This is a genomic window from Alloprevotella tannerae ATCC 51259, from assembly GCF_000159995.1.
Taxonomy (GTDB): domain Bacteria; phylum Bacteroidota; class Bacteroidia; order Bacteroidales; family Bacteroidaceae; genus Alloprevotella; species Alloprevotella tannerae.
The window spans coordinates 240954-254827 of record NZ_GG700643.1; the positions used below are offsets into that span (position 1 = coordinate 240954).

The window sequence follows — 13874 nt, forward strand, 5'->3', positions numbered from 1 at the left end:
GACTCCAAGCCGCAGTACGTGTTTTTTAAAAGGACTGACGTATATGAAAAAGCTACAGCAACTACTGCTCCCGCATATCCACCAACTATTGGAGTCGGAGACTAAAGCGCAGGCGCCAGAAACCCCCAAAGCAAAGGTCTTGCTCTACAACAATGAGAGTCCATACAATACGCCCAACAATCGTTTCCCGGAAAAGCGGGCCTCGCGACTCTATGAAGCCCTCAGTCGCCAAAGAAAAATACGGCAAGATTGCATTTTCGCCACAGAAGGATTAGACCATCTGTTTAGCCTCTTCTTGCGCTTATTTTGTGCGCCAAGTCTTGATAACATAGTCGTTGCAGCACCTTCCTCTCCGCTTGTTAGCCGGCAAGCAGCATGGCACAATATCACTTGTCTAACCATAAATTTAGGGGAGCAATTCTGCTTTTCAGCTGATAGTGTCTTAGCTGCGTGTGACGAACATACGAAACTCATCTACCTTTGCAGTCCCAACGATATCTCAGGCCTCTGTTTTGATCCTAAAGAGATTGTAAAACTTTTGGCGCAGTTTGAGGGAATAGTTCTTATTGACGAATCTTATATCGACTTCTCTTCGCAAAAAACGCTGTTGCCCGCGATAGAAGAGTATTCCAATGCAGTTATCATTCAGACATTCTCGTATGCGTGGGCCTCAGCCGGCTTAAATCTTTACGTAGCTTACGGCGTTCCCGAATTAATCAACTATTTACAACAGATAGCTGCCCCTCAAGGCATCAATACACCAACGGTTACGCAAACCTTGCAGATACTTTCCCGCCCCGTTGATGCACATAAGTGGACACAACAAATAATAGAAGAACGCGGAAGACTTATTCCGGCACTCCAATTGTTGCCTTTTTGCGAAAAAGTATATCCCTCTGAAGCCAATTTTGTTTTAATACGTACAAGCGAGGCGGAAAAGTTGCATGCTTATCTAAAAGCACGTGGCATAAAAGTCTTGTTTTTACCACAACTATTTCCACAACACGATTTTCTGCGTATCACGGTTGGCTTACCCAATGAGAATGTTGCTCTGTTGGGTGCTTTACGCACGTATCGGTCGTAAGGACTTTTTTCGCGTCTGATAGGCAAGTGCTGCGTAATGACTTGGCACAGGTCAAGCAGAGCAAAGGGTGCGTAAACTAAGACACGGAACGTACAGCTTTTAAACGCATTTTAGAGAAGTGGGGTTCTATGTTTTTCTTATGAAGTGCCAACTATTCCTATTTTTATCGTGAGCGTAAGCTTGTACCATCACGAGCGTACGCGTGTGCGCTCACGAGGAAAAAGGTGTACGCCCGTGAGCGTATTTTCCACTTACTTGCTTGTTTTCGTACAAAGTCTCATCCTTTTTCTCACAAAAGTTTGGATGCATAAGGAATAAACGCTATCTTTGCACCGCATTTCAAAGGAAGTGTGGAAAGGAAGTTTGGGTGAGTGGCTGAAACCACCAGTTTGCTAAACTGACGTACGGTCTTCCGTACCGGGGGTTCGAATCCCCCAGCTTCCGCGAAACGATTATGGCGCTTTCATCTAACGGTTAGGATACATGCCTCTCACGCATGGTATACGGGTTCGATTCCCGTAGGCGCTACAAAAGGAGAGAATAGTTCTCTCCTTTTTTGTTAGGATGTAAAGCTCAATTCATCTTGCTATATTTACTATGAACAACGAGGAAATACAAAAGCATAAAGCCGAGTTTATAGATCTTTGCCATCGCTATATTAAGCGAAAGGGACTGGAAGAGTTGCTTTCGTATTTGGAACAGTCAGACTTTTACACTGCTCCTTCATCTACAAATTTTCATTTGAACGAAGAAGGCGGTTTGTGTCTGCATTCGATGAATGTCTTTCATACTGCGCTACGGCTGAATCAGGCTGTGCTGCAGCCGGCGCTTGACGAGGGCAAAGCTAATTTTACGAAAGAGATTGCAGAAGAAAGTATCGCCATCTGTGCCTTGTTCCACGATTTATGTAAAATCAAACTTTATCATAAAGCAGAAAAATGGAAAAAGGATGACGAGGGGCGTTGGGTTACTTATCCGAGCTTTGAGATTCAAGACGACTTTCCTTTTGGGCACGGCGAGAAGTCCTGCTTTATCATCAATTGGTATTTGCACTTGACGCGTGAGGAGTTGCTTGCCATTCGTTGGCATATGGGTATGTTTGATATGGGAGAGCAAGGGAGCAGTATGCGTTTTTCTTTCCGCGCAGCGCTGGAAAAGTCTCCGCTGGTGGCTCTTCTGCACGCAGCCGACTTCTTAAGTTCCAACTGTTTGGAGACAACGACGCAATGGAAATAGAGCTTTGCTTGTTTTTTTGGCTGCTTAAACGGTTTAACTATAAACAACCACAGTTGCTGACAGAATAAAGCCTCTGCAAATGATATTATACGAAGAGAGGGCAGCGATTTCGCTGCCCTCTCTCTTTATCTATAATAATAGCGTATTAATCCAATTTGTGGATAACGAGACCACTACGCAATTTTGGTTCGAACCACGTCGCCTTAGGCGGCATAATCTTACCTGAATCGGCAATGTTCATAATTTGTTCCATTGTCACGGGATACAAAGCTAAAGCAAACTTCATCTCGCCATTGTCCACACGGCGCTTTAGCTCCTCCAAGCCGCGCAAACCACCGACGAAGTCAATGCGTTTGTCGCCACGAAGGTCTGTAATGCCTAAGATTTCATCCAAAATCAGACGAGAAGAAATGTCAACATCAAGCACGCCGATAGGATCGTTCGGGTTGAATGTTCCCTCTTTTGCCTCTAAGCGATACCAATGTCCTTCTAAATAAGCAGAGAATTCGTGCAACTTCTTCGGACGATAGTTCTCCGTGCCCATATCCTCAACAATGAAGTTCTTACCTAAAGCTTTCAAGAACTCATCCTTTGTCAAGCCGTTCAAATCTTTAACTACGCGGTTGTAGTCTAAGATCGTCAGCTGTTCTGCCGGGAAGCAAACGGCCATGTAGAAGTTGTACTCCTCATTGCCCGTATTGTTCGGGTTCTGCTTTGCGCGTTCAGCGCCAACCAATGCAGCAGCAGCGCTGCGGTGGTGACCATCGGCAATATACAAAGCATCCATCTTATCAAATTCAGTCGTGATTACCTCCTTATCTTTCGGATCTGCAATCACCCAGAATTGATGACGGAAATGATCAATCGGCGCTACGAAATCATAAACTGGAGTCTCTTTCGCTGTTCTGTCGATCAAATCGATCAGTGGTTGGCTGCTCTTGTAAGCAAGGAAAACAGGCTCGATGTTTGCATTCGTATTGCGAACGTGCTTCATACGATCCTCTTCCTTATCGCGACGCGTGAGCTCGTGCTTTTTGATTACATTGTTCATGTAATCATCCACGTGGCAGCACAATACGATACCATATTGTGTTTTACCGTTCATCGTCTGCGCATAGAGATAATAATTCTCTTCATTATCCTGCACTAACCAACCCTCTTGTTGGAACTTCTTAAATTGATCTGCGCCACTTTCGTAAACGCGAGGATCATATTCGCTCGTTCCTTCGGGGAAGTTGATTTCCGGCTTGATGATATGATAGAGAGACTTCTCATTATTGCCTGCCTCTACGCGTGCTTCATCTGAGTCAAGGACGTCGTAGGGTCTTGATTCTACTTCTTCAACCAAAGCTTGAGGAGGGCGAACTCCTCTAAAAGGCTTAACTCTTGGCATAGCTCAGGATTTATTTGTTTACTTGGAATTTAGTGATACCATCTTTGAAGAAGCCAACGATTTGATTGGCTGCTGCGAGGCCTGCGTTGATATTTGCTTCAGCCGTTTGTGCACCCATCTTCTTGGGAGTTGCGAAGTAGCGGTCGCCTAATTTGTCTACGGCTTCGTCATGTTTTTCTAACATCAAGTCGCTTACGTAGCGCAAGTCTGTACGCTCGAGGAGAGCCTCTATCAATCCATCCTCGTCAATAATATCTTGACGTGCGGTGTTCACAACAATACCGCCCTTCGGCATAGAAAGGAGCAGTTCTTTGTTGATGCTTCTTCTCGTTTCCGGCGTTGAGGGGATGTGCAAGCTGACTACATCGCACTCCTTAAAGAGTTCTGCGGGCGTATTTACTTGCTTAACGCCGTGTTGCGTGAAGACTTCAGCCGGGATGTAGCCGTCGAAAGCGCAAACTTCCATACCGAGGCCTTTAGCAATGCGTGCTACGTTTTGAGGAACGTTACCGAAAGCCAAGAGACCAAGCTTCTTGCCCATCAACTCCGTACCTGCTTTTCCGTTGAATCTATTACGTACCGTGTAAAGCAGCATACCGAACACCAATTCAGCCACAGCGTTGGAGTTTTGGCCCGGCGTGTTCATCACAACTACACCGTGCTTCGTCGCAGCTGCCAAATCTACGTTGTCGAAGCCTGCACCGGCTCTCACAACGATCTTTAATTCGGGTGCGTGTTCAAAAACTTCTTCATCAATTTTGTCAGAGCGGATGATGATAGCGTTTACATCCTTAACGGCCTCCAACAATTCAGCCTTCTCTGCATATTTTTCAAGCAGCGCAAATTCATAGCCTGCTTTTTTAACAATCTCTTCGATGCCCTTTACCGCTACCGGTGCGAAGGGTTTTTGGGTTGCAACTAATACTTTCATAGTCTTATGCTAATTGCTTAGGGTAAAAGGAGCAGGAGGTGGCATTGTTTCCCCTCCCGCTCCTATGTTTGATTTAGTGTTTCTTTTCAAATTCCTGCATGCAAGCGATCAATGCTTTAACGCCTTCTACAGACATTGCATTGTAGCAAGAAGCGCGGAAGCCGCCTACGTCGCGGTGGCCCTTAAGACCCCACATGCCATTTTCCAAAGCAAATGAAAGGAATTCAGCCTCCAAATCTTTGTATTCATCGTTCATTACGAAGCAGATGTTCATACGGCTGCGGTCTTCTGCAACGGCTGTTCCGCGGAAGAACTTGTTGCGATCGATTTCTGCGTAGAGTAAATCAGCACGCTCAGAAGCGCGACGATCCATCTCTTTCACGCCACCCTCTTGCTTGATCCAGCGCAGCGTCTGCATTGCACTGTAGATAGGAATTACAGGAGGTGTATTAAACATAGAACCCTTCTTCTGGTGCGTACGATAGTCGAGCATTGTCGGGATCGTGCGGCTTACCTTGCCAAGCATATCATCCTTTACGATAACGAAAGTAACGCCGGCCATAGCCAGGTTCTTCTGTGCGCCGCCGTAAATCATCGTATATTTGCTGACATCAACCGGACGAGAGAGAATGTCAGAAGACATGTCAGCGATTACAGGAATCGGAGAGTCGATGTCTGTGAATATTTCCGTACCATAAATGGTATTGTTCGTCGTGATGTGGAGATAATCAGCGTCAGTCGGGATGGTGTAGCCCTTGGGTACATAAGTAAAATTCTTATCAGCAGAAGAAGCTACTTCTACAACCTCGCCGAAGAGCTTAGCTTCCTTTTGTGCTTTCGTAGCCCAAACGCCTGTGTTAACATAAGCCGCTTTCTTCTCCAAGAAGTTGTAAGGAACCATGCAGAATTCGAGGCTTGCACCGCCACCAAGGAAGATTACGCTATAACCTTCGGGAACGCCGAGCAATTCTTTCATCAAAGCTTGTGCTTCATCCATCACAGCTTGAAATTCCTTGCTACGGTGGCTCATCTCCATCAAAGAAAGACCGATGCCATTAAAGTCAATGCACGCCTCAGCTGTAGCTTTCATTGCTTGTTGCGGGAGAATTGAGGGACCCGCACCGAAATTGTACTTCTTCATATCTTTAGAGTAATTAGTGTGTGTTTTCTGCAGCGAATATAGGGAGTTTTCTACGCGTAGCCAAATTTCAAAGGGAATATTTCAAGTTTATCCGACAAAAAGCGAAAACTCACATTTAGTTTAGGCTAAAATGAGAAAAAAACAGCAAAATTCGGCTGCAGTTTCCCCCTGCCCGGTTAACTAATGAAAAGATTCAGTGGGGCAGTCTTTATTCTTTTGTATGTGTCTTTTTATGGCTTTTCGTGTGAGTTGTAAGGCTGGTTTTTATGGTCGGAAGCAGAAAATTAGTTGTCTTCTCATCCATAAAATCGATACTGTGGATGCGATGTTGTGTGTCGGCGGCAAGAACGGGTTTTGTTTGGTGGCACCAAACGATAGTTTGCTCCCATCAAACCATAGTTTGCTGCCGCCAAACGATAGTTTCTCCCCAACAAACAATCGACGGATAGGCAAGAATAAGTGGGAAATATGGATTGGAACTGCTGAAAATAAGGAAATTGAGTCCTCTTTTCGCCGCGCTTGTCGGGTGGTCGAAAGATTTGTGCTTTTGTGATTAACATTCCGTCTATTGCGGCCTAAGTTTCGGCGAGAGATAAGCGGGTCAATTTTCTTCCTGGTAAATGAGAGTCGTAAGAGTTGGAGTGGGCGATGATCGTAATACCGGCCTAATGAAGTGAAGGATTGAACTCAGCATCCCCATATAGGCTTTTCGCCCCTACCGTTCCGGCACATCGCACGGCAACAGCAGAGGCGAAAAGTCTGTAGTCGGCAGGGCGTTTATTTCCCTTTGCCGTAATGCTCGTCTACTTTGATTAAGCCGGCTGCTATAAAAGTCAGTGGCGTTAGGCAGAGGACGATAATAAAGAAATTAAGATAGCCGACGGCCTGTTGTAGCGCTCCGGCAAACAGACCGGGCAGCATCATACTTAAAGCCATAAAGCCGGTGCAAAAAGCATAGTGGGCCGTGGTGTTTTTGCCTTGCGAAAAATACATCATATAGAGCATATAGGCTGTGAAACCAAAGCCGTAGCCAAACTGTTCTAAGAAGACGCTGATGTTAATCAAGGCCAAACTCTCGGTTTGGTAGTAGGCCAGGAATATGTAGACAACGTGGGGGAGCGTAATGCTCAGCACCATTGGCAGCAACATCTTCTTTAAGCCTTTGGAAGCTACTAATACGCCGCCCAAAATGCCACCCAGCAGAAGTCCGATGACGCCTACTGTTCCCTGTACAAAGCCTACTTCGGCCGTCGTCATACCTAAGCCGCCTTTACTTACGGGGTCGAGCATGAAAAGTGGGCAGATCTTGATGAGCAATGCTTCGGGGAAACGGTATAGCAGCATAAAGATGACGGCCACAAGAAACTGGGGCTTCAGGAAGAAAGACTTAAACGTTGCGGCAAACTCCTTCAACTCCAGATGGCGGGAACTGTCTTGCCGTGGGTGCGGCAGCATAAAGGCATGATAGCAGAAAAGCAGCAGGAAGGTGGCTGTGCAGACAAAGAATGTGGCCATCCAGGCTGAGAATGGGTTGCGATAAAATACTTCCATTGTCCCGGCAAACATTACGAGCAAGCCTTGCCCTGCGATGGTGGCAACGCGGTAGAAGGTGCTGCGCACGCCGACAAACATACTCTGCTCGTGTTCCTCTAAAGCCAGCATATAAAAGCCGTCGGCCGCGATGTCGTGTGTGGCCGAACTGAAAGCCATAAGCCAGAAAAAGACGAGCGTCCACTGTACGAAGTGGGGCACTTTGATCGTAAAAGCCACACCGGCCATAGATGCGCCCAGGATGAGTTGCATCACGACAATCCACCAGCGTTTCGACTTCAACAAATCCACAACCGGACTCCAGAAGGGCTTAATTACCCACGGGAGATACAGCCAAGAGGTGTAGAGCGTGATTTCTTCGTTGTTCAGTCCGAGTCGCTTGTACATAATCGCCGCAATTGTCATTACGATGACGTAAGGGATGCCTTCTGCGAAATATAAAGAGGGTACCCAGCTCCATGGTGATTGTCGGCGCCGCGCTTTTGCTTCGGTTTCTGCTATATTTTCCATCAATAGATCTTCTTAATGTTTGCTCCTTTATAATAATGAGTGAGTATGGTGTCGTAGGAATAGCCCTTGTCGCTCATCACGGCAGCGCCTATTTGGCACATACCGACACCGTGTCCCCAGCCGGCGCCACGTAGTGTGAAGGTTTGGGGCACATCTTCGCCGGAAGTGGAGACCGTGAAAGCAGAACTATAAAGATGTGTGGGCGAGAGCAAACGGCGTATTTCCAATTCCTTGCCTATCGTCATCTCTTTCTCCGTCCCGACGATGCGCAAACGCTTGATGCGTCCGCTCTCTCCGCGCTCTACGGGGATAAGAGCTTTGATGGCACCGAAGTCAATGCCTGACTTTTGCTTGATTAAATCAGCCAGTTCGGCCTGCTGGTAAGATGTCGTCCATCGATAGAAGTCGGGCGTTTCCTGATCATAGTCATTTAATACTTGCTGAATCAGTCGCGGATCCTTCGTATTGCAAAAGGCATCGGGCGATGCTGCGATCCACGCTTCGGCTTGCGCCTCTTCCGTTAAGTCGGGCAGCGTCTCATCTTTGCTGTCTCTGATGGGCGCTAAATAAGGATAGTCGTCGTCGCCCCAGCACGTGGAAAACTTTTCAGAAGCTCCGCCGCAGCACTTCGAGAAGCGGGCGTCGCACAAGACATCTTCATATGTGAGTACGCAGCCGCGCGTCGTTTCTACAGCTTCTACGACTGCCGCCGAACTCTGGCGCGTTATGCCTTGATAGCGTTGGCAATGATCATCGGCGCAAACATCGAACAAGGCGTGATCTGTGCGGTCATACCAACGCAGATATTCGCTTTCTTTGCGTGTAAAGGTGAAGAAACCGCCGGCATTTTCCGGGTTGCTTCGACGCGCTTGCATCTGATAGAAGAGCCAACTGCGGGAAACGACGGCGTGAGCCTTTAGAAGTTCCATAGAAGACGTGGAGCGCATCTCCGAACTGATAACGCTCTTTAAATATTCTTCAGCATCGACTTCGTTAATCACGACAATCTTTCCTTCATCTACGAGCAAATGCAGAGTTCCGTGGAAGGTTTGCGCCTCTTTGCGCTCCCAATGGAAGTCTACTCCGATCGTTACATCTTCTAATGTGAAAGAGGCATCTTGCTGTGTGGGCTTAAAACGCAGCTCACTATAAATATTGTCCTGCCATAAAATGCCGCCGTCGCGATAAACTACGTGCTGTACGCCTTCTACGGCATTTCCCTTGGCCGTATACGGCATATTCAGCGTGAAAGTCACTTGTTCGCTCGTCAGAATCCCGACTGCGACGTTCGGACATTCATTATAATGCATAATGTTTTTGCCCAGTTTTCCCGTGCGCGCTGCGGCCGCGGGCTTATCCGTGAGACGCTTGGCGATGGCTGCCACTTCTTTGTCGGAGAGTGTCACTTCGCGTAAAATAGTTGTGGCCTCCTTCGCTGTCAAAGCCTCAAAATCTTTCGCACGCGGCGTAATAATCAGTCCACCCATATCAATGGCGCCGGGAGATATGATTCGCTGCGCTGCGCCCTGAGCAAAGTAAACCTCCGGACGGTGCTTCTTGCGCGGAAAAAGGACGGCCACGGTATGTGCCGGTTTGGAGGTGGTAGCAGCTTGTTGCCAAACCAGTAAGTTTAAGTCCGGCTCACTCTGTCCCTTATCTTTAGGCAGCAAAGCTAAAAGGCGCTGCAGCAAGTGGCAACCCTTGTCGGCACTTTCGTCTATCAGTACAAATGCGGGACAAGCATAATCGCGCAGAAGATAAATACCTGCTTCAGCTGAATAGCCGGCTTCGGTCAGATTATATTCTTCGGCGGACGACAAAGGATAGACTTTCTTTAAGCGTCCGGCATATTTGGTCCAATCTTTTTCAATGGGTACATAACCGCGCAAAGCTGCTTGTAAATGAGCGTGGTCTGGGGCTGATGCTCCACTGCGTGGACCATTATATAATAGAAAGAAAGAAGGCCAACGCTCAGCCAAATTAAAGAGAGCCGGCAATAAAGCTGTTAGATCCTGCGGCCGATGATGGCGCGTAGGTAGCGTGAGGTGCTGCGGAACGATAGGGAAGGGATTGATAAGTAGTTCGAGCGTTCGGTCAGTTGGTAACACCATTTGCGCTTTCGGCCTATTCTGGCTACACAAGAAGCAGGGGCGTTCTGCTAAAGCTTCTTTTGTGAGTTGTGCGCCGGTCGAAGCCATTCTGCGCGGGTTATATTGTGCGGCAAGTACCTCGTTTTCTGTGGTGAGCTCGCGCGTTTTTACTTCTGTTTCCAGTGCGGAAAATCGCTGCGCCGTTTCGGGCCAACACGCTAATTGTTCATGGAAAAAAGCTTGTAGTTCCTCTTCAGCTACTTTGTGATTCCAAGCCGCATTGCGCCTACATCTGGCGGTCAGTTCTATGGTGCGTAGCATATCCTTATACGCATTGTTTCGATTAACCTTATCGATGCTCAGCGCTGCATCAGAGTTGCCCTCCCAGCGTCGACATAAATAGAGTTCGTCGTAAATGCGTCCGATACGATAGCGGCGCGAAATGGTCAGTCCGAGCGCATAATCTTCTCCGTAAGAAGTGTTGGGGAAACCAATTTGCCGCAAGATGTCCGTGCGGAAAGCACGCGGCGCACCAAGGCCGTTGATGCGTAAAGCATTGTTGCGTCCGTTGTCGTCCGTCCACTCTTTATGATCGATCAAGCCCGGAGGTAGCGTTTGCAATTGGAAGTTTACCATACGATAAGCGCCGATGACCATCGCCACTTCTTGCGTTTGGAAGGTCTCTATAATGCGCTGCAAAACATCAGGGCCGCTATAAAGATCGTCGGAGTCTAACTGAACGGCATAGCAGCCGCAGTGTTCGTCGCGGATAGCCCAATCCCAGCAACCGCCGATTCCTAAATCCTTGCGCGAGGGAACGAGATGGACGACGCGAGGATCTTTTGAGAAAGCTGCAATGGCGTCCGTTGTACCGTCATCAGAGTGATTGTCGACGACAATAATATTATAATCAAAATTTGTCTGCTGCGACAAGACGCTTCCTATGGCGTCCGCAATAGTTTTCACGCGGTTGCGCACCGGAATAATGACAGAAGCAGTAACAGGATAGTCAGCGGCGTCAATAGCAGGTAATGCTTCATATTCATCAGGCGCCAAATAGCCGCCGATAGCTTTCAAGTGGGCTGTACAAGCGGCTTCGCATTCAAGTTGGACAGCTCTATTGTGCGGCGCAACGTAGTCGAATTGCTTCTCTCCGCTCTTGCGGTTGTCTGTTTCGCACGAGGTGTAGAGCAATTCGCGTAAATGGTACAAGTTTCCGTGTCTGCTTAAGAAGAGACGTAAGGCGTAGAGTCCGGCATATTTATAGTGGTGTTCTTCTTGTGCAAATTTTTGCAAGAGATCCGTACGAACCAGTAGCAACTCGCCAAAGTCGAAATCGTCTCGCAGACTTCCTGCCTGATAATCTAGTACGGGGTGGGCTGCTGTGCCATCGTAGCGATCTGAGTAAACCATAGCGGCCTTTGTCGCTTCTGCAGTTTGCAGCAAGCGCTCGATGCAACGATAGGATAAAGTTAGCTCTTTGGGAGATAGATATAATAAGGTGTATGGACTTGTCGTCATGCGGGCAATGCGCTGCAAGAGGGCAGTGCTACCTAACGCATCTGCTTTCAAGTAGTGCGCATTCGGCGCTGCAGCTTTCGTCTTCTCTTGCGGGATTAGACGGATTAAGCGATTCACGCGAGGATGATGCTCGCAAAGGTTAGCCTCTGCAGCACTAAGAGCTTCGTCTACGATAAAGAAATCCGGATTCGGCATCATTTTACTTTCATTTTATCGGGCGAAGTTACGCAAAGAAGTGAAGAAAACAAAAGGTTTTCTCTTTCATTCTTTGTAGTCGGGAGTGCGCAGATGAGTTATAGCCAAAAACAAATGTAAAAGATGTAACTGCATTGCGTCTGTGAGTGCTTATCATATACAAATTTGTAGTAATAAAAATCCCCTCACTGCATTCTTATCAGTGGGGGAGTATATAATATGGTATGCCGAAAGCTTAATTGAGCATGTGATTGTTCTTCTCAAAGTGCTCTTTAGCATAAGCAGCCGTCACCTTAAAAGTATCCTCCTTAGCCGAAGGAATATCAAACATCGCGTCCATCATAATGCTCTCCATAATAGAGCGAAGGCCGCGCGCACCAAGTTTATATTCCATCGCCTTGTTTACGATAAAGTCGAGGGCATCCTCTGCAAAAGTCAAGGTAACGCCGTCCATCTTAAACAACTTCTCATATTGTCTTACCAAAGAGTTCTTCGGCTCAACAAGAATGCGGCGCAATGCAGCCTCATCCAACGGATTGAGATATGTGAGGACCGGGAGTCGGCCAATAATCTCTGGAATCAAGCCAAAAGACTTCAAATCCATCGGCTCAATGTATTGCATCAAGTTGGCCGGATCAATCTTCTTCACGCGTTGCACGTTGTCGTAGCCGACGGTGTGCGTATTCAGACGCTGTGCAATCTTCTTTTCGATGCCATCAAAAGCACCTCCGCAAATAAAGAGGATGTTGCGAGTATCGACGTGAACGTAATCTTGATCCGGATGTTTGCGGCCTCCCTTTGGCGGAACGTTCACCACAGATCCTTCGAGCAGCTTAAGCATTCCTTGCTGCACGCCCTCGCCACTCACATCGCGCGTGATGCTCGGATTATCGCTCTTGCGCGCAATTTTATCTATCTCATCAATAAAGACAATGCCTCGTTCTGCGCGCTCCACATTGAAGTCAGCCTCTTGCAATAAGCGTGAGAGAATGCTCTCCACGTCTTCACCCACGTAACCTGCTTCCGTGAAGACCGTAGCATCAACAATCGTGAAAGGAACATCCAAAAGGCGAGCTATTGTGCGTGCCAAGAGCGTCTTTCCTGTACCGGTCGTGCCTACCATAATAATGTTAGACTTTTCGATCTCCACACCATCGTCGACAGCGTCCAGATTCTCCTGTGCCAAACGTTTATAATGGTTGTAGACAGATACGGATAAATAGCGCTTGGCATCCTCTTGCCCGATCACATACTGATCCAGGTAAGACTTTATCTCTTGCGGACGTGGTATGCGCTTAAGATCAATATCTTCTTTGCTGATATTTTCCAGTCCGTCAAGGGGAGTCAGGCCGTTTTCTCGCAATAAATGATAAGCATTTTCGATGCAATTGTTACAAATATTGCTGCCGTCAGGACCGGAAAACATTACGCTGACGCCACTTTCCTCTACTCCGCAAAAAGAACACTTTTTCTTTTTAGCCATTCCTGTTTGTTACTTAGTCAGAACCTTGTCAATCATACCATATTCTTTTGCCTCTTCTGCGGTCATCCAATAATCACGATCGCTATCTTGCCATACTTTCTCAAAGTCGGTATGCGAATGGTCGGCAATAATGGTATAGAGTTCTTTCTTCAATTTCTGTATTTCGCGAGCCGTAATTTCAATGTCTGAAGCCTGTCCTTGTGCGCCGCCCATCGGCTGATGGATCATCACGCGACTATGTTTCAAGCCGGAGCGCTTACCTTCCTTGCCCGCCACTAAGAGGACGGCGGCCATAGAAGCAGCCATACCGGTACAAATGGTTGCTACGTCGCTGCCGATAAACTGCATCGTGTCGTAGATGCCTAAGCCTGCATAGACCGAACCACCGGGAGAGTTGATATAAATGGAAATATCCTTGCCGGGGTCTGCTGAATCCAAGTAAAGCAACTGCGCTTGCAGCGTGTTGGCCGTATAATCGTCAATTTGTGTCCCCAAAAAGATAATACGATCCATCATCAAGCGCGAGAAAACGTCCATTTGCGTTACATTCAATTGGCGTTCTTCCAAAATATATGGGTTCAAATATTGCGCTTGCGCCTTAATTACGTCATCGAGTACCATAGAATTGATACCCAACTTGCCCGTGGCGAATTTTTCAAAGTCTGTCCTCATTCCTATATTATATTGTGTGTATAGAAAGACAGGAAAGGCAATCATTATGCCAATCTGCACGTCTTTC

The 13874-nt window shown here is 47.3% G+C and carries 9 protein-coding genes and 2 tRNA genes; 4 read left to right on the forward strand and 7 right to left on the reverse strand.

Features of this window, described 5'->3' with window-relative positions; translation table 11 throughout:
- Nucleotides 1–43: 43 nt before the first annotated feature.
- From GCWU000325_RS07015 to GCWU000325_RS07030, 4 genes are all read left to right on the forward strand, one after another.
- Entirely contained in the window at nucleotides 44–1084 is a 1041-nt protein-coding gene (locus tag GCWU000325_RS07015; protein WP_006255643.1) for an aminotransferase class I/II-fold pyridoxal phosphate-dependent enzyme, read from the forward strand.
- Nucleotides 1085–1441: 357 nt separating this feature from the next.
- Nucleotides 1442–1528, forward strand: a tRNA-Ser gene (locus GCWU000325_RS07020).
- Nucleotides 1529–1540: 12 nt separating this feature from the next.
- A tRNA-Glu gene (locus GCWU000325_RS07025) sits at nucleotides 1541–1612 on the forward strand.
- Nucleotides 1613–1681: 69 nt separating this feature from the next.
- Nucleotides 1682–2320 carry an HD domain-containing protein gene (locus tag GCWU000325_RS07030; protein ID WP_006255644.1) on the forward strand — a complete coding sequence of 213 codons (639 nt, stop codon included), beginning with the start codon at nucleotides 1682–1684 and terminating at the stop codon, nucleotides 2318–2320.
- Between the two features lie 145 nt (nucleotides 2321–2465).
- Here the strand turns inward: GCWU000325_RS07030 and GCWU000325_RS07035 are convergent, their stop codons facing one another.
- The 7 genes from GCWU000325_RS07035 to clpP form a co-directional block, all read right to left on the reverse strand.
- Nucleotides 2466–3713 carry a DUF1015 domain-containing protein gene (locus GCWU000325_RS07035; RefSeq protein WP_006255645.1) on the reverse strand — a complete coding sequence of 416 codons (1248 nt, stop codon included), beginning with the start codon at nucleotides 3711–3713 and terminating at the stop codon, nucleotides 2466–2468.
- 10 nt (nucleotides 3714–3723) lie between these two features.
- Nucleotides 3724–4644 (reverse strand): NAD(P)-dependent oxidoreductase, encoded by a 921-nt coding sequence (locus tag GCWU000325_RS07040; RefSeq protein ID WP_006255646.1) that lies wholly within the window; start codon nucleotides 4642–4644, stop codon nucleotides 3724–3726.
- 73 nt (nucleotides 4645–4717) lie between these two features.
- Complete coding sequence (serC, locus tag GCWU000325_RS07045; protein WP_006255647.1) at nucleotides 4718–5785, reverse strand: 3-phosphoserine/phosphohydroxythreonine transaminase; 1068 nt, start codon at nucleotides 5783–5785, stop codon at nucleotides 4718–4720.
- A 777-nt stretch (nucleotides 5786–6562) separates the two neighbouring features.
- Nucleotides 6563–7846, reverse strand: coding sequence for an MFS transporter (locus GCWU000325_RS07055; protein WP_006255649.1), 1284 nt, complete (start codon nucleotides 7844–7846; stop codon nucleotides 6563–6565).
- Nucleotides 7846–11655, reverse strand: coding sequence for a DUF4922 domain-containing protein (locus tag GCWU000325_RS11015; protein ID WP_006255650.1), 3810 nt, complete (start codon nucleotides 11653–11655; stop codon nucleotides 7846–7848). Before GCWU000325_RS11015 ends, GCWU000325_RS07055 begins: the two co-directional genes overlap by 1 nt.
- Nucleotides 11656–11887: 232 nt before the next feature.
- A complete protein-coding gene (gene clpX / locus GCWU000325_RS07065; RefSeq protein WP_006255651.1) occupies nucleotides 11888–13135 on the reverse strand; it encodes an ATP-dependent Clp protease ATP-binding subunit ClpX in 1248 nt (415 codons plus the stop codon).
- A gap of 9 nt (nucleotides 13136–13144) precedes the next feature.
- On the reverse strand, nucleotides 13145–13807 hold the full coding sequence (gene clpP, locus GCWU000325_RS07070; protein ID WP_040599481.1) for an ATP-dependent Clp endopeptidase proteolytic subunit ClpP: 663 nt from the start codon (nucleotides 13805–13807) through the stop codon (nucleotides 13145–13147).
- Nucleotides 13808–13874 lie beyond the last annotated feature (67 nt).